This is a genomic window from Faecalicatena sp., from assembly GCF_058819085.1.
The window spans coordinates 188,715-211,516 of record NZ_JBZUUL010000049.1 but is presented as its reverse complement, the minus strand read 5'-3'; the positions used below and the strand labels follow the sequence as shown (position 1 = coordinate 211,516).

General features: G+C 45.5%; 22 protein-coding genes. 21 read left to right on the top strand and 1 reads right to left on the bottom strand.

Going from position 1 to position 22,802, the window contains the following annotated elements; genetic code table 11:
- Window positions 1–55 precede the first annotated feature (55 nt).
- From AC4OGX_RS21620 to AC4OGX_RS21580, 9 genes are all read left to right on the top strand, one after another.
- Window positions 56–1,051, top strand: coding sequence for a D-2-hydroxyacid dehydrogenase (locus AC4OGX_RS21620; RefSeq protein WP_493332964.1), 996 nt, complete (start codon window positions 56–58; stop codon window positions 1,049–1,051).
- Window positions 1,052–1,063: 12 nt separating this feature from the next.
- Window positions 1,064–1,732 carry an LbetaH domain-containing protein gene (locus tag AC4OGX_RS21615; RefSeq protein ID WP_493332963.1) on the top strand — a complete coding sequence of 223 codons (669 nt, stop codon included), beginning with the start codon at window positions 1,064–1,066 and terminating at the stop codon, window positions 1,730–1,732.
- Between the two features lie 339 nt (window positions 1,733–2,071).
- Window positions 2,072–3,121 (top strand): RpnC/YadD family protein, encoded by a 1,050-nt coding sequence (locus AC4OGX_RS21610; protein ID WP_493332962.1) that lies wholly within the window; start codon window positions 2,072–2,074, stop codon window positions 3,119–3,121.
- A gap of 256 nt (window positions 3,122–3,377) precedes the next feature.
- Window positions 3,378–4,508, top strand: coding sequence for a recombinase RecA (recA, locus tag AC4OGX_RS21605; protein ID WP_493332961.1), 1,131 nt, complete (start codon window positions 3,378–3,380; stop codon window positions 4,506–4,508).
- A 9-nt stretch (window positions 4,509–4,517) separates the two neighbouring features.
- A complete protein-coding gene (locus tag AC4OGX_RS21600; protein WP_493332960.1) occupies window positions 4,518–5,132 on the top strand; it encodes a regulatory protein RecX in 615 nt (204 codons plus the stop codon).
- 92 nt (window positions 5,133–5,224) lie between these two features.
- Window positions 5,225–6,769, top strand: a complete 1,545-nt coding sequence (gene rny, locus AC4OGX_RS21595) for a ribonuclease Y (RefSeq protein ID WP_493333066.1) — start codon at window positions 5,225–5,227, stop codon at window positions 6,767–6,769.
- A gap of 328 nt (window positions 6,770–7,097) precedes the next feature.
- The gene (locus AC4OGX_RS21590) at window positions 7,098–8,294 is read left to right on the top strand and encodes a pyridoxal phosphate-dependent aminotransferase (protein WP_493332958.1); all 1,197 of its coding nucleotides are present in this window, start codon (window positions 7,098–7,100) and stop codon (window positions 8,292–8,294) included.
- 21 nt (window positions 8,295–8,315) lie between these two features.
- A complete protein-coding gene (locus tag AC4OGX_RS21585; protein ID WP_493332956.1) occupies window positions 8,316–8,870 on the top strand; it encodes an NUDIX hydrolase in 555 nt (184 codons plus the stop codon).
- 51 nt (window positions 8,871–8,921) lie between these two features.
- On the top strand, window positions 8,922–9,461 hold the full coding sequence (locus AC4OGX_RS21580) for a stage II sporulation protein M (protein ID WP_493332954.1): 540 nt from the start codon (window positions 8,922–8,924) through the stop codon (window positions 9,459–9,461).
- A 141-nt stretch (window positions 9,462–9,602) separates the two neighbouring features.
- Here the strand turns inward: AC4OGX_RS21580 and AC4OGX_RS21575 are convergent, their stop codons facing one another.
- Entirely contained in the window at window positions 9,603–10,916 is a 1,314-nt protein-coding gene (locus AC4OGX_RS21575) for an oligosaccharide flippase family protein (protein ID WP_493332952.1), read from the bottom strand.
- A 194-nt stretch (window positions 10,917–11,110) separates the two neighbouring features.
- On the opposite strand from AC4OGX_RS21575, the gene AC4OGX_RS21570 reads away from it, so the two are divergent.
- The 12 genes from AC4OGX_RS21570 to AC4OGX_RS21515 all read left to right on the top strand — a co-directional run bounded on the left by AC4OGX_RS21570 (window position 11,111) and on the right by AC4OGX_RS21515 (window position 22,795).
- Complete coding sequence (locus AC4OGX_RS21570; protein ID WP_493332951.1) at window positions 11,111–11,569, top strand: RrF2 family transcriptional regulator; 459 nt, start codon at window positions 11,111–11,113, stop codon at window positions 11,567–11,569.
- A 29-nt stretch (window positions 11,570–11,598) separates the two neighbouring features.
- Window positions 11,599–12,783 carry a cysteine desulfurase NifS gene (nifS, locus tag AC4OGX_RS21565; protein WP_493332949.1) on the top strand — a complete coding sequence of 395 codons (1,185 nt, stop codon included), beginning with the start codon at window positions 11,599–11,601 and terminating at the stop codon, window positions 12,781–12,783.
- A gap of 15 nt (window positions 12,784–12,798) precedes the next feature.
- Window positions 12,799–13,242, top strand: a complete 444-nt coding sequence (nifU, locus tag AC4OGX_RS21560; protein ID WP_493332947.1) for a Fe-S cluster assembly scaffold protein NifU — start codon at window positions 12,799–12,801, stop codon at window positions 13,240–13,242.
- Entirely contained in the window at window positions 13,242–14,312 is a 1,071-nt protein-coding gene (mnmA, locus tag AC4OGX_RS21555; protein WP_493332946.1) for a tRNA 2-thiouridine(34) synthase MnmA, read from the top strand. The genes nifU and mnmA overlap by 1 nt, the downstream gene beginning before the upstream one ends.
- On the top strand, window positions 14,312–15,127 hold the full coding sequence (locus AC4OGX_RS21550) for a histidinol-phosphatase HisJ family protein (protein WP_493333065.1): 816 nt from the start codon (window positions 14,312–14,314) through the stop codon (window positions 15,125–15,127). Before mnmA ends, AC4OGX_RS21550 begins: the two co-directional genes overlap by 1 nt.
- A 152-nt stretch (window positions 15,128–15,279) precedes the next feature.
- Window positions 15,280–16,293, top strand: a complete 1,014-nt coding sequence (gene gap / locus AC4OGX_RS21545) for a type I glyceraldehyde-3-phosphate dehydrogenase (RefSeq protein WP_493332945.1) — start codon at window positions 15,280–15,282, stop codon at window positions 16,291–16,293.
- A 154-nt stretch (window positions 16,294–16,447) separates the two neighbouring features.
- Complete coding sequence (locus AC4OGX_RS21540; protein ID WP_493332944.1) at window positions 16,448–17,641, top strand: phosphoglycerate kinase; 1,194 nt, start codon at window positions 16,448–16,450, stop codon at window positions 17,639–17,641.
- A gap of 342 nt (window positions 17,642–17,983) precedes the next feature.
- Window positions 17,984–18,733: a triose-phosphate isomerase gene (gene tpiA, locus AC4OGX_RS21535; RefSeq protein ID WP_493332943.1), complete on the top strand. Its 750-nt coding sequence runs from the start codon at window positions 17,984–17,986 to the stop codon at window positions 18,731–18,733.
- A 121-nt stretch (window positions 18,734–18,854) separates the two neighbouring features.
- Window positions 18,855–19,676, top strand: coding sequence for an alpha/beta hydrolase (locus AC4OGX_RS21530; protein WP_493332942.1), 822 nt, complete (start codon window positions 18,855–18,857; stop codon window positions 19,674–19,676).
- A gap of 218 nt (window positions 19,677–19,894) precedes the next feature.
- A complete protein-coding gene (gene gpmI, locus AC4OGX_RS21525) occupies window positions 19,895–21,433 on the top strand; it encodes a 2,3-bisphosphoglycerate-independent phosphoglycerate mutase (RefSeq protein ID WP_493332941.1) in 1,539 nt (512 codons plus the stop codon).
- Between the two features lie 194 nt (window positions 21,434–21,627).
- Complete coding sequence (gene greA / locus AC4OGX_RS21520; protein ID WP_493332939.1) at window positions 21,628–22,131, top strand: transcription elongation factor GreA; 504 nt, start codon at window positions 21,628–21,630, stop codon at window positions 22,129–22,131.
- 1 nt (window position 22,132) lies between these two features.
- Window positions 22,133–22,795 carry an HAD family hydrolase gene (locus tag AC4OGX_RS21515; RefSeq protein ID WP_493332938.1) on the top strand — a complete coding sequence of 221 codons (663 nt, stop codon included), beginning with the start codon at window positions 22,133–22,135 and terminating at the stop codon, window positions 22,793–22,795.
- The last annotated feature ends 7 nt before the right edge of the window (window positions 22,796–22,802 follow it).

Here is a 22,802-nt window from a genome sequence, read left to right as displayed (position 1 = left end):
AGGTAACCCACACTTGGTTCCAGGAACAACGGCAATGTGATAAGGAGGAATAGGCATGAGAGAAGTATTAGTGACAATTCCGGTTGAACCACAGCATAAGATATGTTTAGAGAATGCGGTATCAGCAGCCGACGGAGGCCGTGATCTGCACTTTACTTATCTTGCGAAGGCAGATGTGACGCAGGAAATAGTAGAGGAAGCGGAGGTGATCCTGGGGAATGTAGATCCTAAGTATTTAAGACGGGCAGGAAAGCTAAAACTGCTGCAGCTGGACAGCGCCGGTGCGACTTCATATACAGCGCCCGGAATCATGCCGCCGGGGGCACAGCTTGCTAATGCGACCGGGGCCTATGGCCTTGCTGTGTCGGAGCATATGCTGGCAGCGGTATTGATGCTGATGAAAAAACTGCATCTTTATCAGAAAAATATGCAGAGCCACATGTGGAGAGACGAAGGCCGGGTGACCTCTATCAGCGATTCCGTTACACTCGTGATCGGTCTTGGTGATATCGGAGGACAGTTTGCACAGAAAATGCATGCTTTGGGAAGCCATGTGATCGGTGTTCGCAAAAACTGTGCTAAAAGGCCTGACTATGTGGATGAAATGTACCAGATGGATGAATTGGATTCTCTTTTAGGCAGAGCAGATATTGTTGCCTGTTTCCTTCCGGGCACTTCCCAGACCTCTCACTTGATGAATAAAAAGCGGATAGCACAGATGAAGGAGGGGGCACTCCTGCTCAATGCGGGGAGGGGCAGCCTGATCCCTACAAAAGATCTATGCGAGGCATTATTCAGCGGTAAGCTGGGCGGTGCGGCTATTGATGTGGCAGAACAGGAGCCGCTGCCGGAAGATTCCCCGTTGTGGGATGCACCAAATCTGCTGGTAACCCCGCATATTTCAGGCAGCTATCACATGAGGCAGATCCTGGAGTTGATCGTGGAGATTGCCGCAGAGAATTTAAAGGCAGTTATATCCGGCTGCCAGATAAAGAATGAAGTAGATTTTCAGACCGGCTACAGGAAATTCCAGGAGCCGGAAGATATTTAGGAGGAGATTATCATGATACAATTAACTGTAAAAGAACTTTACACACTGGAGGAGACCATCGCGAAGGATATTTTTGAGGGAGTCACCTATCCGTGGGAGGTACTCCCTAAGATCAGCGGTTTTATCCTGGAACTGGGCGCGAAATTAAATGCAGAGGAATATGAAAAGCGCGGTGAGAATATCTGGATCGCAAAATCTGCGAAAGTTGCACCTACAGCATCCATCACCGGCCCGACGATCATTGGGAAAGATGCGGAGATCAGACATTGTGCCTTTATCAGGGGCAATGCGATCGTTGGTGAAGGAGCAGTGGTGGGAAATTCCACTGAACTTAAAAATGTCATTTTATTCAATAAAGTACAGGTTCCGCACTACAATTATGTTGGAGACTCTATTCTCGGATACAAATCCCATATGGGGGCAGGTTCCATTACTTCCAACGTAAAGTCTGATAAAAAGCTGGTAGTTGTGAAGACGCCGGAGGGAAACATTGAAACGGGCATGAAGAAATTCGGCGCCATGCTGGGCGATGAAGTAGAAGTTGGCTGCGGGAGCGTCCTGAATCCGGGAACTGTGGTAGGCAGCCACACAAATATCTATCCATTGTCATCTGTCAGAGGATACGTGCCGGCAGGCAGCATTTATAAGAAACAAGGTGAAGTAGTGGAAAAACAAGACTAGAGAGGTGCGAAAGGTCAGAGGTTTTTGACTGGTGCTTTGTTATTACAGTCCACTTGGCTGCTAACCCATAGCAGACGGGTGGACTGTAACGTTTTAAGTTTTCATCTAAGCTTTAAAATGTTACTCCGTCGAAATTCCCTCTGGTAAATGAAAGTGCCATATGATATAATAATTCCATCAACCGGCATTTCATGAAAATTCTATTTTTCTGATAATTCAGGCATATCGCCGTAGAATTCAAGTTGATAAAATCCAAAGAGAATGGTCGTGATGCTTATGAGTGTAGTGTCTCTTTATTGAAAACGCATAGGGTGCATGTTAAAATAAGGAGGACAATGTATGGCAGAAGCCAAAAGAAAGCAAAGCAGTAAAAGAAAAAAGAAGAAAGAAAAGCAGTGTAACCGGAAATATAAGGACAGCTTGTTCCGTATTATATTCCATGATAGGAAAGATCTTCTTGAATTATATAATGCTGTGAATGGAACGGATTATAAGAAGGAAGAGGATTTAGAGATTACGACTCTGGATGGAGCCATCGGGGTGAAGGTGAAGAATGACATCTCTTTTCTTATCGGAACGACGATGAATCTTTACGAACATCAAAGTACAAAAAATCCGAATATGCCTCTCCGCGGAGTTTTTTATCTGAGTACGCTCTATCAGGAGTACATGAATGAAAACTGGCCGGATATTTATGGCAGCAGGCAGATAAAGCTGCCGTTTCCCCAGTATATTGTGTTCTACAATGGGACAAGTGAAGAGGCGGACCGCAGTGAACTTTATTTGCGGGATGCGTTTTTGGGCCCCGCAGACGGCCGTGCCCCCTGTATTGACTGTACAGCAGTGATGCTGAACATTAATTACGGTCATAATAGGGAGTTGATGGAGAGATGTGAGGCGCTGCAGGGATATGCGTTTTTTGTGGAAAATGTGCGCAGCTGTCTTGCAAAAGGGATGGAACTGGACACCGCTGTGGAGGTGACAATCGAAATGTGTATGAAACAGGGCATTTTATCAGGAATTCTAAAAAAATATCGCAGAGAGGTGAAGCGTACTATGATTTTGGAATATGATGAAGAACTTCACAGGATATACGAAGAAAAGTACCATCAGGAGGAATTGGAAAAGGCAAAAGCAAAGGTGGAAAAAGAGGCTCTTGAGAAGGGATTATCGCAAGGAATATCACAGGGAATATCACAGGGGATATCACAAGGGATATCACAGGGATATGCAGAGGCGGTATTGGAGCTATTGTCAGAGAAAGGAGCTGTTTCAAAAGAGCTCCGAGAACAAATATTGGAAGAGAAAGACGTAGAAGTTCTGAAAAAGTATCTCAAGACTGCAGGCAGCGTAGATACTGTGGAAGAATTTGCAAAGAATAGGCTTTAATCCACAGCTATGCTGCGGACCCGCCCGTCAGGGCAGGGGTTACGGGATGCCCCATGGGTAGGCCTTAATCCGCAATTTATTGCGAAAGATATCTAAGCAAAAAAGAGAATAAAAATGAGATAAGTCCTGATTAATGGACATGTAATGTTGTATAATAAATTTATAAAATTGTTGTTGACATTTGACAACAAGTATAATAGTATATTAATAGAAAACGAACAATTGTTCGAAAGATGAGAAGGAGAAGTTTTTGATTATGGCAAATAGTAATGAAGATAAGAAGAAAGCGTTGGATGCAGCGATAGCGAAGTTAGAGAAGGATTTTGGTAAAGGAACGGTTATGAAGCTGGGAGAGTCGGGAGCTCAGGTTGCGGTTGAGACCGTACCGACAGGGTGTCTAAGCCTTGATCTGGCATTGGGGCTTGGTGGAGTTCCAAAAGGCCGTGTGATCGAGGTTTACGGACCAGAGTCCAGTGGTAAGACGACAGTTGCACTACATATGATCGCAGAAGTACAGAAGCGGGGCGGAATCGCCGGATTTATTGATGCTGAGCATGCACTGGACCCGGTATATGCTAAGAATATCGGGGTGGATATCGACGAATTATATATTTCCCAGCCAGACAGTGGTGACCAGGCCCTTGAGATCGCAGAGACGATGGTGCGTTCCGGAGCGATCGATATCATTGTTATCGACTCTGTTGCAGCCCTGGTTCCGAGACAGGAGATCGAAGGGGATATGGGAGACAGCCACGTAGGTCTTCAGGCAAGGCTGATGTCCCAGGCACTGAGAAAGCTGACGCCGGTTATCAGTAAGTCTAACTGTGTTGTGATCTTTATCAACCAGTTACGTGAAAAGGTTGGCGTTATGTTTGGAAATCCAGAGACAACGACCGGAGGCCGTGCATTGAAATTCTATGCATCTGTCCGTATGGATGTCAGAAGGATCGAGACATTAAAGCAGAGCGGTGAGATGGTAGGTAACCGTACCCGTATCAAGATTGTGAAGAATAAGATCGCGCCCCCTTTCAAAGAAGCCGAGTTTGATATTATGTTTGGTAAAGGAATCTCTAAAGAAGGGGATATCCTTGATCTGGCAGCAGGGATCGATGCTGTGAATAAGAGTGGTGCATGGTATGCGTATAACGGTGAGAAGATTGGACAGGGAAGAGAGAATGCCAAAGCATACCTCGCCGAACATCCGGAATTGATGGAGGAGCTGGATCATAAAGTACGCACCTATTACAAGTTGAATGGGGGAGACGAGGATGAGACAGAAGCAAGTGATTTAAAGCTTGCGAAGAAAGCAAAGGAACCTGCAAAAGTAAAGGCAGCAGATAAGGCAGAAAAAAGTGCGGCAGACAGCCCAGCTGTTAAAGCAGAATAGGATGGGGTCATGACGGTTACAAAGTTAGAGCCTGTAACAAAGATGAAATATAAAGTATTCCTGGATGAGGAGTTCGCCTTCGTGTTATACAAGGGCGAACTCTCACGTTATGGTATTCGTGAAGGGGTACAGGTTGAAGAGGAACTTCACCGGAAGATCATGGATGAGATCATATTGAAGCGTGCTAAGCTTAGGGCTATGCATCTTCTGGAAGATATGGACCGCACGGAGCTGGGACTGAGGGATAAACTAAAACAAGGACTGTACCCACAGGAAGCAATCGAGGGGGCAGTCCAATATGTGAAGTCCTTCGGATATATTGACGATCTCCAATACGCAAGACGTTTCATTGAAAGCAGAAAGCAGATGAAGAGCAGACGTGAGATCTATGCTCAGCTATGCAGTAAAGGTGTTGCATCGGAGCTGATCGAGATCGCTTTTGAGGATTGCTATGAGACTGGCGGAGAAAAGGATGCTATTTTACAGCTAATACGCAAAAAAAGAGTTGATCCGGCACGGGCAACAGAGGAAGAAATGCGCAAATTATATGGGTATTTGGCCCGAAAAGGATTCCGATATGACGATATCCGTCAAGTGATACAAAATTGTGATGAGAATGCTTGACATAGTTGTGAAAACAGTATAAAATTTAACTGTTGTATTTTAAAGCAAAATGTACAATGAAAATTGAATAAGGAGGTGCTCCTGTGCCAACAATGATTAGTATTGTTATTGCCGTAGCCCTCGCGTTGATAGTTGGTATTATTACTCACTTTGTAACGGTTTCCAATTTAAAGAACAATGCCGAGTCCAAGATTGGGAATGCCGAAGCAAAGGCAAGAGAGATTATCGATGATGCCGTAAAGACTGCTGAGACAACGAAAAAAGAAGCTCTTTTGGAAGTGAAGGAAGAGTCTATCAAGACGAAGAATGAACTGGAAAAAGAGACGAAGGAAAGAAGAGCCGAGTTGCAGCGCTATGAGAAGAGAGTGCTCGCAAAGGAAGAGGCCGTGGATAAACGGTCAGAGGCGATCGAACAGCGGGAAGTTAAATTTACAGCAAAAGAAGAACAACTAAAACAGCGTGAAGCAAAGGTAGAAGAACTCAGTCAGAAGAGAGTACAGGAACTAGAAAGAATCTCAGGACTTACCTCCGAACAAGCAAAAGAATATCTGTTGAAAACTGTTGAAGAAGATGTGAAGCATGACACGGCTAAGATGGTCAGAGAGCTGGAGTCACAGGCGAAGGAAGACGCGGACAAGAAGGCAAAGGAATATGTTGTCAATGCGATCCAGAGATGTGCGGCGGACCATGTGGCTGAGACTACAATTTCTGTAGTGCAGCTCCCGAGTGATGAAATGAAGGGAAGGATTATCGGACGAGAGGGACGTAATATCAGAACTCTCGAGACTTTAACCGGTGTCGAACTGATTATCGACGACACACCGGAAGCAGTCGTATTATCCGGCTTTGATCCGATCAGAAGGGAAGTTGCAAGAATCGCCCTTGAAAGATTGATTGTGGATGGACGTATCCATCCTGCAAGAATCGAGGAGATGGTAGAGAAAGCACAAAAAGAAGTGGACACCATGATCAGGGAAGAAGGAGAGGCAGCAGCATTGGAAGTTGGTGTGCCGGGAATTCATCCGGAACTGATTCGTCTGTTAGGACGTATGAAGTTCAGAACAAGTTATGGTCAGAATGCCCTGAAGCATTCTGTCGAGGTTGCACAGTTATCAGGACTTCTTGCCGGCGAGATCGGTTTAGATGTCAGGATGGCGAAGCGTGCAGGTCTTCTGCATGATATCGGCAAATCGATCGACCACGATGTGGAAGGTTCACATATTCAGATTGGTTCAGACCTCTGCAGGAAGTATAAAGAGTCTGCAACAGTCATCAATGCAGTGGAAGCTCATCATGGAGATGTAGAGCCGCAGACATTGATCGCATGTGTTGTGCAGGCAGCGGATACGATTTCTGCAGCAAGACCAGGTGCAAGAAGAGAAACAATTGAAACATACACAAACAGATTGAAACAATTAGAAGAGATCTCAAACCAGTTTAAAGGTGTTGAGAAGTCTTTTGCTATTCAGGCAGGTAGAGAGATTCGAGTAATGGTAGTTCCAGAACAAGTATCTGATGATGACATGGTACTTATGGCTAGAGAAATTGCAAAACAGATTGAATTTGAGTTGGAATATCCAGGCCAGATCAAAGTAAATGTAATCCGTGAGTCACGAGTTACAGATTATGCTAAATAATCCATATCAGATAGGAATTGAATGTACAGCCCTTGTCGAAAGACAAGGGCTTTTTTTATGAGGATGCTTAAGCTTTTTTAAAAATAGATGCAAGAAATGGAAAATAAAATTGCAAAATATGAGATAAACGACTTTTAAAAATACGAAAAAACGGAAAATAAGAATGACAGGCAAATATAACTTGCATTACTGCGGAACTTATATTATAATAAAAAACCAGAATGCACCCTGTTAGATTTCTGAGAGTTTAGGGTATCTGGTAGACAGTTTTTAGAAGAGATGTCTGCTAAGTTTAAAATATCTATTATGGAAAATGGAGGATGGAGAAATGTCATTAACATTATCAAGAAAAGCATCAAGTGTAAAGCCATCATCAACGTTAGCGATCACTGCAAAGGCGAAAGCGATGAAAGCAGAAGGGATCGATGTTGTTGGATTTGGAGCCGGTGAGCCGGATTTTAATACACCGGATAATATCAATGAGGCGGCAGTCAAGGCGATCAGGGATGGATTTACGAAGTATACGCCAGCTTCGGGGACAGAGGAACTGAAAAAGGCAGTCTGTGCAAAGTTTGAAAGCTTTAACGGTCTTCACTATGAACCGAATCAGGTTGTGATCAGCAATGGCGGCAAGCATTCTCTGACAAATATTTTTGAGGCGATCCTGAATCCGGGGGATGAGGTGATCATTCCGGCACCATATTGGCTGACCTATCCAGAGATCGTGAAGCTTAGCGATGGAATCCCGGTCTTTGTGTATGGTTCAAAAGAAAACGGTTATAAAGTAACGGCACAGCAGATCCGCAGCGCAGTTACGGAGAATACAAAGGCATTGATCCTGAATTCCCCATCCAATCCGACGGGTATGATTTATTCAGAAGAAGAGCTTCGTGCCATCGCAGAAGTAGCAGTGGAGAAGGATTTTTACGTTGTAGCCGATGAGATGTATGAGTATCTGATCTATGGAGATAAGAAGCATGTAAGTATCGCTTCTCTGGGTGATGAGATCTACAAAAGGACGATCACCTGCAGCGGAGTATCAAAGAGCTATGCCATGACAGGGTGGCGGATCGGTTATACAGGTTCCAGTGCAGAAATCGCCAAGCTGATGGGGAGCGTACAGAGCCATCAGACATCTAATCCGAACTCCATCGCACAAAAGGCAGCTTTAGAGGCTTTATCGGGAGACCAGTCTGCAGTTGCGGCTATGAAGGTAGAGTTTAACAAGAGAAGACAGTATATGTATGAAAGAATCGCCAAGATGCCGTTTTTGGATTTATTAGAGCCTGAGGGCGCTTTCTATGTATTTATCGACTTCACAGATGTATTAGAAAAGTCATATAAAGGGCAGAAGATCGGTACTTCTGCCCGGGCGGCAGAGATTCTGCTGGAAGAGTACCAGGTGGCGGTAGTACCGTGTGCAGATTTCGGATTTGACAATTTTATCCGTTTGTCTTATGCTATTTCCATAGAGGCGATCAAAAAAGGTCTCGATAGAATAGAAAATTTTGTTTCTTCTCTGTAGGAGGACGAAAAGGAGTTAAAGATGAGCGGACAGATTAAAAGATTGAATCGTGAGTTAAAGTTCAAAGGTAAAATCATTGATTTTTATCAGGACACAATGGAGATTGATAAAGACCATACGGTCATTTGGGATTTTATCAAACATAAGGGTGCAGCGGCAGTGGTGCCGGTCACGGATGAAGGAAAGATCCTGATGGTAAGACAGTACCGGAATGCCCTGGAGCGTTATACTCTGGAGATCCCGGCGGGAGCGCTGGATGAGGAGGATGAACCTGGCATTGTGTGTGCCGGCCGTGAGCTGGAGGAAGAGACAGGATACCGCAGTGAAGAGCTGGATTGGCTGATCACCCTTCGGACAACAGTTGCATTCTGCAATGAGAAGATAGAGGTTTTCGTTGCCAGGAATCTGATCCCGTCAAAACAGAATTTGGACGAAGACGAATTCATTGATCTGAAAGCTTACACGATAGAAGAATTAAAAGAGAAGATATTTTCTGGAGAGATCGAGGATGCAAAAACTGTTTCCGCACTGCTTGCATATGATACAAAGTACGGAAAAGGAACATCCCCCGCATAAATAAGAAACCCCGGCATATAATGAAATATCTGAACAATAGGAGGAGCGCCTGTGAAGATACTTCATACAAGAAAACAGCTATTTGTTTTCTTTATGCCGGGGTTTTTATTTGGAATTCTATATGTCAATTTTATTATGAAGAAATACACGGCTGAACCGGGCATTTTCAGTGATTATTTTCTGAAGCAGTTTCAGTCGGCGGACTTAAATGTCAGGGAGTATCTCTGGTACCTGCTTGAAGTGCGTGCCATCCCATTTCTTTTGCTGGTGGCCCTGGCGTTCACAAAAGTAAGGAAATTGTCTTCTGCAGCCTTTCTGGTATGGACGGGCTTTTCAGGAGGGATGCTCTTTTCCCTGGCTGTTCTTAGCATGGGGATTAAGGGGAGCATTTTGTGCATCGTCGGGATGCTGCCTCAGTTTCTTTTATACATACCGGCATATATGGTGGTCCTTTGGTATGGTTATACTTACCCACAGAACAGGTGGAATATGCAGAAAAGCGTATTCGTGGGACTCGCCATGGTGGTTGGGATCCTGCTGGAGGCCTATGTAAATCCGGGAATCATGCATGCGTTCCTCAAAACCTTATAGAAGATATTTTATAAAATGCAGAGAGATAGTTTTGGTCCTGCATCAGGTATAATTTCTGTGGGTTGCCATAATACAAGAAAACGAAAAGAACCAGAGTCTGATATGACCCTGGTTCTTTTTGCTGTAGTGCGATCACGTATTTTAGAGTTCACATTTCAATACAGCCCCTGCACATAAGCTTACAATAAGCTGGCTTGCAAGCATTCCCCAGAGGTATCCCTGGATTCCGAACAGAGGGATCGCGATGAATACGCTGGCGATCCTGACGACCAATCCGAAAGAGTTGATCAGAAAGGTAGATGTGGTTTTTCCCAAGCCGTTGATCACACTTAAGAGTGCGGAATTGGTATATAGGAAGGGACATATCCAGGCCAGTGTCATGATGAATTTACCGGCTGTGGCACTGCCAAACAGAACACTGCCGATCCACGGCCCTAACAGGAGAAAGAAAAGGCAGCATGCCAGACCAAGGATAAAACAGGAGCCGGCCACCTTTTTGATGATGTCCAGCATTTCATGGTGGTTGTCTGTAGCCTGGATCTCTGCAACTGTGGGCATGAGCATGATGGAGATGGAACTGGTGATGGCAGAGGGAAACAAGATGCATGGCAGAGCCATTCCGGTCAGGACTCCGTATATGCTCAGGGCTTCCGAGGTTGTATGCCTGTGCATCATAAGGCGGGCAGGAATAGAAATGGCTTCGATACTCTGCAAAAGAGTGATCAGGATCCGGTTGGCGGTCAGTGGAAGCGAAAGTGGGATCAGTTCCTTGAAACGTGCCCCAAAATCACGGAATGTAATATGCAGTCTGCCGATATTTCCGGTATGGGCAGCCAGAGCCTTTGCAGTGTATAGAGCGGATACCATTTCTCCCAGGACCAGACCCAGAACAGCGATCGAGATAGGCGCGTCCTCTCCCTTTTTTAGCAGAACCATATAAAACACATAAACAGCCAGGATTCGGATGACTTGTTCCACGAGCTGTGAAACGGCGGGGATTTTCGTCTCCTTCTTTCCATAGCAGTAACCACAGATGCAGCTGTGGATGGCTGTAAACGGCAGGGAATAGGATAACGGGATAAGCAGCGGTTCACAGCGGGGATCACCCAAAAATCTTTCGGCTATATAGGCTGCATTCTCCTGGAGGAAAAGCAGACAAAAGCAGGAAAGCAAAAAAGAGAGGAGCAGACCTAATAAAAGGATTTCGCGGGCCTCTTTTTTTCTGCCGAGAGAAATCTTTTGTGCGACAGTCCTGGATATGGCGGTCTCAAGTCCTGCAGCTGTCAGCGAAAAGCAGAGTGAATAAACTGGGAAAATCAGCTGGTAGAGGCCGACACCTTCTTCGCCGAATGTATGACTTAAGAACATCCGGTAAAAGAACCCCATAAATCTGCATAAAAAGCCGGTGGCGGTCAGAATGAAAGTTCCGCGGATGATGGTTTGTTTTCTGGACACTTTTTATGTATCTCCTAAAAAACATATTTTTACAGCATATTCCCGATTCTGGCTTGACAGAACCATAAAACGAGTGGTATTCTACAAAAGGAAAGAAATCCTAGTAAAATAATAGGGATTAAAACACTAGGAAATGAAATACTAGGAATTAAAGTGTTATCATACATGCAGTATAAACGTAAGAAGGTGATGAGTTGAAATTATCAACAAAAGGCAGATACGGTCTGCGGGCATTGATCGACCTGGCACAGTACAGTGAGACGGAGCCTGTTTCTATAACGAGCATCTCTGACAGGCAGGGAATCTCGGAGCGGTATCTGGAACAGCTGATGGCAATGCTGAAAAAAGCAGGGCTGGTCAAAAGTATCCGTGGTGCCGGCGGCGGTTATATCCTGGCAAAGGATCTAAAAGAGATCTCTGTAGGAGATGTCCTGCGTGCCCTGGAAGGAAACCTGGAACCTGTGGAGTGCTCCGGGTTGAACCCGGAGGAAAGATGCAAGGCTGCAGACAGCTGCGTGACCAAGTATGTCTGGCAGAGGATCAATGACAGTATTAATCAGACGGTTGATGAGATGAAGCTGGATCAGCTGGTCGAGGAGAGCAGGAAAATGGGATGCCATGATCTGCACGGGCAGGCAGGATGCAGGAACTAGGAAAATGAAGTACAGGAGGAAATTAAAGTATGGATAAACTTATTTATTTAGATAATGCGGCTACTACGAAGACAGCACCGGAAGTTGTGGAGGCAATGCTTCCTTATTTTACAGAAAAATACGGTAATCCGTCCAGTGTATATTCCTTTGCATCTGGAAATAAAGACGTGATCACCCGCCAGCGTGAGATTATTGCAGGTGCATTAGGAGCGCAGGGGAATGAGATCTATTTTACTGCAGGTGGATCTGAGTCTGATAACTGGGCTATAAAAGCAGCGGCAGAGGCCTATGCAGGAAAAGGAAAGCATATCATTACGACCAAGATAGAACATCATGCGGTCCTGCATACTTGTGAGTATCTGGAAAAATCAGGATATGAGGTAACATATCTTGGCGTGGATGAGAATGGTATCGTCAGAATGGATGAGCTAAAGGCAGCCATCCGCCCGGATACGATCCTGATCTCTGTGATGTTTGCAAATAATGAGATCGGCACGATCCAGCCGATCAAAGAGATCGGGGAACTGGCACATGAACACGGGATTGTGTTCCACACAGATGCGGTACAGGCCTTCTGCCAGGTGCCGATCAATGTGGATGAGTGCCATATTGATATGCTCAGTGCCAGTGCGCATAAGCTGAACGGACCGAAGGGAATCGGCTTCCTCTATATCAGAAAAGGTGTGAAGATCCGTTCCTTTGTACACGGTGGTGCTCAGGAGAGAAAACGCCGTGCAGGAACAGAGAATGTCCCCGGGATTGCAGGATTTGGCAAAGCAGTAGAGCGCGCGTCAGCTTCCCTGGAAGAACGGACGAAAAAAGAAGTGGAACTCAGAGACTATCTGATCGGCCGGATCGAGGAGGAGATCCCATATTGCAGGCTCAATGGAGACCGGAAAAAACGTCTTCCAAACAATGTGAACTTTAGTTTCCGTTTTGTGGAAGGTGAATCACTTTTGATCATGCTGGATATGAAGGGGATCTGTGCATCCAGCGGTTCTGCGTGTACCTCGGGCTCCCTGGATCCGTCCCATGTACTGCTGGCGATCGGGCTTCCGCATGAGATCGCTCATGGCTCCCTTCGTATGACTCTGAGTGAGGAGACAACAAAAGAAGAGCTGGATTATGTAGTGGAAGCTTTGAAAGAAATTGTAGAGAAGTTAAGACACATGTCCCCATTATATGAGGATTTTGTAAAGAAACAGAATAGATAATAGGAGGAAGATCATATGTATTCAGAAAAAGTAATGGACCACTTTGAACATCCAAGAAATGTGGGAGAAATAGAGAATGCCAGCGGTGTTGGAACCGTGGGAAATGCAAAATGTGGAGATATCATGCGTATTTATCTTGACATTGATGAGAATCAGGTCATCCGCGATGTGAAGTTTAAAACGTTCGGCTGTGGTGCGGCAGTAGCAACGAGCAGTATGGCAACAGAGCTGGTGAAGGGAAAGAATATTAAGGAGGCAATGGAGATCACAAATAAAGCCGTGATGGAGGCACTGGACGGACTTCCGCCAGTCAAGGTGCACTGTTCTCTGCTTGCCGAGGAGGCAATCCATGCAGCACTTTGGGATTATGCAGAGAAAAACGGAATCAAGATAGAAGGACTGGAAAAACCGAAATCAGACATCCACGAGGGTGAGGAAGAAGAGGAAGAGGAATATTAATGAGCAGAGTAGTAGTCGGAATGTCCGGGGGCGTGGACTCATCTGTTGCGGCCTACCTTTTAAAAGAACAGGGGTATGACGTGATTGGGGTGACGATGCAGATCTGGCAGGACGAGGAGCAGGCAGCCCAGGAGGAAAACGGGGGCTGCTGTGGCTTAAGTGCAGTTGATGACGCCAGGAGGGTTGCTGCAGATCTGGGGATTCCATATTATGTGATGAATTTTAAACAGGAATTCAAAGAGCATGTGATCGACTATTTTATCGGGGAATATCTGGAGGGAAGGACCCCGAACCCATGTATTGCCTGCAACAGGTATGTGAAGTGGGAATCGCTTCTTTCAAGGAGCATGGCGATCGGAGCTGATTATATTGCCACCGGACACTATGCGAGGATCGTGAAGCTGGATAACGGGCGGTATACACTGCGCCGCTCGGCAACCTTAAATAAGGATCAGACCTATGCTCTTTATAACCTGACTCAGGATCAGTTAAAACATACCCTGATGCCGGTTGGAGAATACTCCAAGGAGGAGATCCGCAGGATTGCGGATAAGATCGGTCTCCAGGTAGCCAATAAACCAGACAGTCAGGATATTTGTTTTGTGCCGGACAAAGATTACGCTTCTTATATAGAAGAAAATGCAGGTATACAGATCCCGGAGGGGAATTTCGTAACCAGTGACGGTGCGATCCTCGGGAAACATAAGGGGATCACACACTATACAGTGGGACAGCGAAAGGGACTGGGACTGGCGCTTGGATATCCGGCGTTTGTCCTGGAAATCCGTCCGGAGACGAATGAGGTGGTCATCGGGACCATGGAGGAATCCATGACAACGGTGTTAAAGGCCAACCGACTGAACTTTATGTCGGTGGAAGATTTAACAGAGCCTTTACATGTTTTTACGAAAATACGCTATAACCACAAGGGAGCATGGTGTACCATAGAAAAGACCGGTGAGGATGAAGTGACATGTACGTTTGATGAACCCCAGCGTGCGGTGACTCCTGGCCAGGCAGTCGTGTTTTATGATGGGGAATATGTGCTCGGAGGAGGAACAATACTTTGATGACCAGTGACTTTCATATGCATACAGACTTTTCTTCTGACTGTGACACCCCTGTTCGAAGTATGATCGAGGGAGCAATAGACAAAGGTTTAAAGACTATCTGTATCACAGACCATAACGATAAGGATTATCCTTTCCATGAGGATATCGGTCCCAAGGCATTTACTTTTGATCTTGAGGAGTATTTTAAAGTGCTGACAGCACTCAAACAGGAATATGCAGATATAATTGACGTCCGCATCGGGATCGAGATCGGGCTGCAGCCGCATTTGGGTGAATATTATAAAGAACTGGTGAATAAATATCCATTTGATTTTGTGATCGGTTCTGTGCATGTGGTTCACGGAAATGATCCTTATTACCAGGAGATGTTCCAGGGGAGAAGTGACGAGGAGGCTTATAGGGAAACTTTTCGCGCGACAGTAGAAAACCTGGATTCAGTCGACGATTTTGATGTACTGGGACACATTGATTATGTGGTCCGGTATGGGAAAAATAAGGCACAGGGGTATTCCTACCAGAAGTACGCAGATGAACTGGACGAGATCCTGAAAAAGGTGATTTCCAAGGGAAAAGGGATCGAAATGAACATGGCGGGATTCAAATATGGGCTGGGCTTCTGCCATCCTCATCCGGATGTGCTTAAAAGATACCGGGAGCTTGGAGGTGAGATCATCACGATCGGGGCAGACGGCCACAAACCAGAGCACATTGCCTACGATTTTGAGAAGGCATCAGGGATACTGAAAGAGTGCGGTTTTAAATACTACACAGAATTTTTACAAAGAAAGCCGATTTTTCAACAACTTCCATAAAAATGCATTTAGTACTTGAATTTTTGTTCTTGATTTAGTACAATAAACTACAGTTGATGAATCTTTAACAAACTAGCTGTTTGGCTTAAGATTCCACTATTTAACGACTGTGTAACAGTTGACACTTTTTAAAACTTTAGGAGGAATTAATCATGGCAGTAAAAGTAGCGATTAATGGATTTGGACGTATTGGACGTCTTGCATTCAGACAGATGTTCGGAGCAGAGGGATATGAGATTGTTGCGATCAACGATTTAACATCACCTAAGATGCTTGCTCACTTATTAAAATATGACTCAACACAGGGAAGATATGCATTATGCGACAAGGTAGAAGCTGGCGAAGATTCTATCATCGTTGACGGAAAAGAAATCAAGATCTATGCAAAAGCTAATGCAGAAGAACTTCCTTGGGGAGAGATCGGAGTAGACGTTGTTCTGGAGTGTACAGGCTTCTATACATCCAAAGCAAAAGCAGAAGCTCATATCAAAGCAGGCGCTAAGAAAGTTGTTATTTCTGCACCGGCTGGAAATGACCTTCCTACGATCGTTTACAATGTAAACCACGAGCAGCTTACAAAAGATGACAACATCATCTCTGCCGCTTCCTGTACAACAAACTGCTTAGCACCAATGGCAAAAGCACTGAACGACTTAGCACCGATCAAATCCGGTATCATGTGCACGATCCACGCTTACACAGGTGATCAGATGACACTTGACGGACCACAGAGAAAAGGTGATTTAAGAAGATCACGTGCAGCAGCTGTTAATATCGTTCCTAACAGCACAGGTGCAGCAAAAGCAATCGGTCTGGTTATTCCAGAGCTGAACGGCAAACTGATCGGATCTGCACAGAGAGTTCCAACCCCGACAGGATCAACAACAATCTTAACAGCAGTTGTTGAAGGAACAGTAACAGCTGATCAGATCAACGAAGCAATGAAGGCAGCTTCCAATGAATCTTTCGGATACAACACAGATGAGATCGTATCCAGTGATATCGTAGGAATGAAATATGGTTCATTATTCGATGCTACACAGACAATGGTACTTCCACTTGAGAACGGAACAACAGAAGTACAGGTTGTTTCATGGTATGACAATGAGAATTCTTACACAAGCCAGATGGTAAGAACAATCAAACACTTCGGAACATTACTGTAAGCCGTAGTTTCGGAAATAGACTCAAAAAAGGGTCCGGTCTTTATATAGGGCCGGACCTTTTCTTTTCGTAAATCCCCCAAAGGACAACTTAAGCTTTAAGCCCTGCGGGTGCATGGCAGCCAAGGCTGCTAAATAATGTAAGGGAGGCAATATTATGCTTAACAAAAAGTCAGTAGATGATATCAATGTAAAGGGGAAAAGAGTGCTCGTTAGATGCGACTTCAACGTACCGTTGATCGACGGAAAGATCACAGACGAGAACCGTCTTGTTGCTGCACTTCCAACCATTAAAAAATTGGTTGCAGACGGAGGTAAGATCATTCTCTGCTCTCACCTTGGAAAGCCGAAGGGACAGCCGGTTCCGGAACTGTCACTTGCACCGGTAGCAGCAAGATTAACAGAGCTGCTTGGACAGGAAGTGAAATTTGCGGCAGACGCAGAGGTCGTAGGGCCGAATGCAAAGGCAGCAGTAGAAGCAATGAACGATGGTGATATCATCCTCCTGGAAAATACACGTTACAGAGCAGAAGAGACAAAGAACGGAGAGGCATTCAGTAAGGATTTAGCTTCCCTGTGCGATATTTTTGTAAACGATGCTTTCGGAACAGCCCACAGGGCACACTGCTCTAATGTTGGTGTAACACAGTTCGTTGATACAGCAGTTGTAGGATACTTAATGCAGAAGGAGATTGATTTCCTGGGTAATGCAGTAGAGAATCCGGAAAGACCGTTTGTAGCGATCCTCGGCGGTGCGAAGGTATCCAGCAAGATCTCTGTGATCGAGAACCTGCTTGACAAAGTAGACACTCTGATCATCGGAGGAGGAATGTCCTATACATTCAGCAAGGCTCAGGGCGGAAGCGTTGGTAATTCCCTTCTGGAAGAGGATTACTGCCAGTATGCTCTGGATATGATCAAGAAGGCAGAAGACAAGGGCGTAAAGCTTCTTCTCCCTGTTGACAATGTGATCGCCGATGATTTCTCTAATGATGCACATGCAAAGGTTGTAGCACGCGGAGAGATCCCGGATGGATGGGAAGGTCTTGATATCGGACCTGAGACTGCTAAGATTTTCGCTGACGCAGTGAAGACAGCGAAAACAGTTGTATGGAATGGACCAATGGGCTGCTTTGAGATGCCGAACTTCGCAGCAGGAACAGAGGCAGTTGCAAAAGCTCTTGCAGATACAGACGCAGTAACCATCATTGGAGGCGGAGATTCCGCAGCAGCCGTTAACCAGTTAGGATACGGCGATAAGATGACCCACATCTCCACCGGCGGCGGAGCATCCCTCGAATTCTTAGAAGGAAAAGAACTCCCAGGCGTAGCAGCTGCTAACGATAAGTAAAAAGCTTGGCGAGGTATTTTACGAGCCTAGCGTTTACTTAGTTCGCCGCTCTTGGCGAGGTACTTTCGAGCCTAGTAAGGCGAACATCCCGTAAAAAAGCTTGGCGAGGTATTTTACGAGCCTAGTGTTTACTTAGTTCGCCGCCCTTGGCGAGGTACTTTCGAGCCTAGTAAGGCGAACATCCCGTAAAAAAGCTTGGCGAGGTATTTTACGAGCCTAGCGTTTACTTAGTTCGCCGCCCTTGGCGAGGTACTTTCGAGCCTAGTAAGGCGAACATCCCGTAAAAAAGCTTGGCGAGGTATTAATTTACATTTATTAAATATATAAAAGGAGACCATAATCATGGCAAGAAAGAAGATTATCGCAGGTAACTGGAAGATGAACAAGACTCCGAGTGAAGCAGTTGCATTAGTTGAGGAGTTAAAACCATTAGTAGCAAACGAAGAAGTGGATGTTGTATTCTGCGTGCCTGCAATCGATATCGTTCCTGTAGTTGAGGCTGTAAAGGGAACGAACATCCAGGTTGGAGCTGAGAACATGTATTTTGAGGAGAGTGGAGCTTACACAGGTGAGATCTCTCCGGCTATGCTTGTAGATGCAGGTGTTAAATATGTTGTTTTGGGACATTCTGAGAGAAGAGAATATTTCGGTGAGACAAATGAAGATGTGAATAAGAAAGTCCTGAAAGCATTTGAGCACGGCATTACACCGATCATGTGCTGCGGTGAGACATTAGAGCAGAGAGAGCAGGGAGTCACAATGGACTTCATCCGCCAGCAGGTAAAGGTTGGATTCCAGAACGTGACAGCTGACCAGGCAAAGACTGCTGTTATCGCTTATGAGCCGATCTGGGCGATCGGAACAGGAAAGACAGCTACAACAGAGCAGGCACAGGAAGTGTGTGCAGGAATCCGTGCATGTATCGCAGAAGTTTATGATGAAGCAACAGCAGAAGCGATCCGCATCCAGTATGGCGGATCTGTAAACGCAGCTACAGCTCCTGAATTATTTGCTCAGGCAGATATCGATGGTGGTCTTGTAGGAGGCGCATCTCTGAAAGCTGATTTCGGTAAGATCGTGAACTACAAATAAGAATCATAAGAATGAGGAATCCTGGGACATGAAAACTGTCCGGCAGGATCAGCATAGAAGAAATCGTGGGGAGTAAGAGGCAGCACTCGCCACGATTTTTTCTTGAAAAGGAGGAGAACCTATGCAGTATGAGGTGATATCTATTCAAACAGAGCAGTCCGCCCCGGATGCCAGATTCCATGCATATATCCTGGACAGCTCCAAACAATTTCAGCCGGAGCGTTTGAGGCCGATGATTATACTTTGTCCGGGCGGAGGATACGAGTTTACCAGTGACAGGGAAGCAGAGCCTATAGCTATGCGTCTGCTTGCTATGGGGTATCATGTAGGGATCCTGCGGTATTCCGTGGCACCGGTAAGATTTCCGACGGCTCTTTTAGAACTGGCGGAGGCGATGAAGCTTGTCCATGAGAACCATGAAAAATGGCATGTGGATTGGAACCAGATTTTTATCCAGGGATCATCAGCAGGGGGACATCTGGCCGCCAGCTTCGGAGTATTTTGGAATCAGCCGTTTCTCTACGAGGCAGCCGGGACGACACCGGATATCTTAAAGCCGGCGGGGCTGATTCTGAGTTATCCGGTGATCACTTCGAAAAAGAAATATATGCATAAGGGCAGCTTTAGGAATCTTCTGGGAAGCAGTTACAAGGAGAAGAAAAAGGAGCTGTCTATCGAAAGGCTGGTTACAGCAGACATGCCGCCGTGTTTTATCTGGCATACATTTACAGATCCGACAGTGCCTGTAGAAAATTCCCTGTTTCTGGCAGAGGCGCTTAAAAGGGCCGGGGTTTCCACAGAGCTTCATATTTATCCTACAGGAGGTCATGGCTTGTCTCTGGCGGATGAGACATCCTCCAACCCGGATGGAAGTTCCATTTGCGAACCGATTCAGTCATGGATTGATCTTCTGGGGACATGGCTGAAAGAAAAGACCCGTTAAAGTTTGTGCCTGCAGACCTGCCTTGGGAGAAGGATTTATTAGGAAAAATGTAAACATAAAAGATATAGGGTGAGATACGAAAAGGGATTTGCAAAAAACAGAAAAAACGGGTACAATAAGTACCGGAACAGATTTCCCTTAAGGGCATGGGCAGCCGGGGCAGAAGTGCCGGTTAAAAAGGCTGCAATATCGAGTTTATAATGTAGAGGAGAAGAGATATGAGTAAAAAACCAACCGTATTAATGATTTTAGATGGATATGGATTGAATGACAGCACTACCGGAAATGCCGTATTCGAAGGCAGAACACCGGTTATGGATAAATTAATGGCTGATTGTCCGTTTGTAAAAGGAAATGCAAGCGGGATGGCTGTAGGACTTCCGGAAGGACAGATGGGAAATTCAGAGGTAGGGCATCTGAATATGGGTGCAGGCCGCATCGTATACCAGGATCTGACCAAGATCACTAAGGCGATCCAGGATGGAGACTTTTTTGAGAATAAGGCACTCCTTGCAGCCTGTGAGAATGTAAAAAAGAACGATTCCGCACTGCACATGTTCGGATTGGTATCCGATGGTGGTGTCCACAGCCATATCGAGCACATTTTCGGACTGCTTGAGCTGGCGAAGAGACAGGGAATCGAGAAAGTATATGTTCACTGCTTCCTGGATGGACGTGACACACCTCCTGCTTCTGGAAAAGAGTATGTAGAGCAGTTGGAAGCTAAGATGGCAGAGCTGGGCGTAGGACAGGTTGCAAGCGTGATGGGGCGCTACTATGCGATGGACAGAGATAACCGCTGGGACCGTGTAGAAAAGGCTTATAATGCATTGACAAAAGGAATCGGTGAGACAGCAGAGTCAGGTCCGGCAGGGATCCAGGCATCCTATGATGCGGATACAACGGATGAATTCGTCCTTCCTACTGTTGTTGTAAAGGACGGTGCGCCGGTTGCGACGATCAAAGATAACGACTCCGTCATTTTCTTCAACTTCCGTCCTGACAGGGCAAGAGAGATCACCAGGACCTTCTGTGATGATGAGTTCAATGGGTTTGACAGAGGAGAGCGTGTGAAGACAACTTTTGTATGCTTCACTGATTATGATGTAACGATCGGTAATAAGCTGGTTGCGTTTGTAAAGGATGAGATCACTAACACATTCGGAGAATTTCTGGCAGCAAATAATATGACTCAGGCACGCATTGCCGAGACGGAGAAGTATGCACATGTGACATTTTTCTTCAACGGCGGCGTGGAGGAGCCGAATAAGGGAGAGGACAGGATTCTTGTAAAATCTCCAAAGGTAGCAACCTATGATCTGCAGCCTGAGATGAGCGCATATGAGGTATGTGATAAGCTTGTGGAGGCGATCAAATCCGGCAGTTATGATGTGATCATCATCAACTTCGCTAACCCTGATATGGTAGGACATACAGGTGTTGAGGCAGCAGCAGTGAAGGCAATTGAGGCCGTGGATGAGTGTGTTGGAAGAGCAGTGGAGGCGATCAAGGAGGTGGATGGACAGATGTTTATCTGTGCAGACCATGGAAATGCAGAGCAGCTGATCGATTCCGAGACGGGAGAACCGTTTACTGCACATACGACCAATCCGGTACCATTCCTGCTTGTAAATGCAGATCCGTCTTATAAACTCAGAGAAGGCGGATGTCTGGCAGATATCGCACCAACTCTGATCGAGCTGATGGGAATGGAACAGCCGAAAGAAATGACAGGAAAATCACTGCTTGTAAAATAAATCAGGGAATCCATTGATAGTAACCGCATCAGAGGATCGACTGAGAAGGCCCCGGGGGAGCAAAAGACATCTGTCTTTAGCTTCCTCGGGTTTTTAGAAGCCGAAGGATCATTATGGCGGTGAAAATCATATCATTGGGACAGAATGTTTTTTGCCCCGGCATCATAATATTAGAATAAGGAATGGATGCAGTTATGTATGATAAGTTAACAAAAAGTGATATAGAAAAAATTAAAGAAGAGATCGAACACCGGAAGGTGGTTGTCCGAAAAGAGCTGATCGAGGCTGTGAAGGAAGCGCGTGCGCATGGGGATCTGAGTGAGAACTTTGAGTACCATGCTGCTAAGAAAGAAAAAAACCGCAACGAAAGCAGGATCCGTTATCTGGAGAGGATGCTGAAAACAGCTGTGCTCGTAGATGACTCATCCAAAGAAGACGAGGTGGGGATCAATAACACCGTTGAGCTATATTTTGAAGAGGACGATGAGGTGGAGACATATCGTCTTGTTACATCTGTACGCGGAAGTTCCATCAATGGACTCATCAGCATAGAATCTCCGATCGGCAAAGCCATATTGGGACATAAAGTGAACGACAAGGTGTTTGTGAAGGTAAATGACGACTTTGGATATTACGTGGTCATCCGTAAGATCGTAAACACACAAAATGATGAAGATGACAAGATCAGGAGCTTTTGATATGGAAATAAAGACAGTATTATTCGATCTGGACGGTACATTGACAGATTCTGGCCCGGGAATCATAAACAGCGTCCAGTATGCATTAAAACAATACGGTATGCAGGTAGATGACCTGTCCCGGTTAAGATGCTTCATAGGTCCGCCGCTGCACAGGCAATTCCAGGAATTCTGTGGTTTTTCGGAGGAAGAAAGCAAAAGAGCGGTAGAGCGCTACCGGGAATATTACAGTGTCACAGGGTTATTTGAAAACGAGGTATACGGAGGAATCCCTGAATTGCTGTCTGCAATCAGAAAAGAAGGACTAAAGGCAGCTATGGCAACTTCCAAGCCTGAGAAATATGCGAAACAGATTGCTGACTATTTTGGTCTGACCTCCTATTTTGACTTTATAGGAGGCAGTATGATGGACGGAGAACGCACCAAAAAGGCAGAAGTTATCGAGTATGTCCTCGAGTCCTGCCATATAAAGGACCGAAGCACTGTCCTCATGATAGGGGACCGGGAACACGATATCATAGGAGCCAAAGAAACAAAAATACACTCTGTGGGAGTCCTGTATGGGTACGGCACATTAGAAGAATTAAAAAAAGCCGGAGCCGATTATATCGTCAAAGCCCCGGCGGATATCCTGGATATTATCCGAAACATAAACAAAGGATAAACGAATA

Coding starts and splice junctions, on each gene's coding strand:
- AC4OGX_RS21620 (WP_493332964.1), top strand. CDS start 56: ATGAGAGAAGTATTAGTGACAATTCCGGTTGAACCACAGCATAAGATA.
- AC4OGX_RS21615 (WP_493332963.1), top strand. CDS start 1,064: ATGATACAATTAACTGTAAAAGAACTTTACACACTGGAGGAGACCATC.
- AC4OGX_RS21610 (WP_493332962.1), top strand. CDS start 2,072: ATGGCAGAAGCCAAAAGAAAGCAAAGCAGTAAAAGAAAAAAGAAGAAA.
- recA (WP_493332961.1), top strand. CDS start 3,378: ATGGCAAATAGTAATGAAGATAAGAAGAAAGCGTTGGATGCAGCGATA.
- AC4OGX_RS21600 (WP_493332960.1), top strand. CDS start 4,518: ATGACGGTTACAAAGTTAGAGCCTGTAACAAAGATGAAATATAAAGTA.
- rny (WP_493333066.1), top strand. CDS start 5,225: ATGATTAGTATTGTTATTGCCGTAGCCCTCGCGTTGATAGTTGGTATT.
- AC4OGX_RS21590 (WP_493332958.1), top strand. CDS start 7,098: ATGTCATTAACATTATCAAGAAAAGCATCAAGTGTAAAGCCATCATCA.
- AC4OGX_RS21585 (WP_493332956.1), top strand. CDS start 8,316: ATGAGCGGACAGATTAAAAGATTGAATCGTGAGTTAAAGTTCAAAGGT.
- nifS (WP_493332949.1), top strand. CDS start 11,599: ATGGATAAACTTATTTATTTAGATAATGCGGCTACTACGAAGACAGCA.
- nifU (WP_493332947.1), top strand. CDS start 12,799: ATGTATTCAGAAAAAGTAATGGACCACTTTGAACATCCAAGAAATGTG.
- mnmA (WP_493332946.1), top strand. CDS start 13,242: ATGAGCAGAGTAGTAGTCGGAATGTCCGGGGGCGTGGACTCATCTGTT.
- AC4OGX_RS21550 (WP_493333065.1), top strand. CDS start 14,312: ATGACCAGTGACTTTCATATGCATACAGACTTTTCTTCTGACTGTGAC.
- gap (WP_493332945.1), top strand. CDS start 15,280: ATGGCAGTAAAAGTAGCGATTAATGGATTTGGACGTATTGGACGTCTT.
- AC4OGX_RS21540 (WP_493332944.1), top strand. CDS start 16,448: ATGCTTAACAAAAAGTCAGTAGATGATATCAATGTAAAGGGGAAAAGA.
- tpiA (WP_493332943.1), top strand. CDS start 17,984: ATGGCAAGAAAGAAGATTATCGCAGGTAACTGGAAGATGAACAAGACT.
- AC4OGX_RS21530 (WP_493332942.1), top strand. CDS start 18,855: ATGCAGTATGAGGTGATATCTATTCAAACAGAGCAGTCCGCCCCGGAT.
- gpmI (WP_493332941.1), top strand. CDS start 19,895: ATGAGTAAAAAACCAACCGTATTAATGATTTTAGATGGATATGGATTG.
- greA (WP_493332939.1), top strand. CDS start 21,628: ATGTATGATAAGTTAACAAAAAGTGATATAGAAAAAATTAAAGAAGAG.
- AC4OGX_RS21515 (WP_493332938.1), top strand. CDS start 22,133: ATGGAAATAAAGACAGTATTATTCGATCTGGACGGTACATTGACAGAT.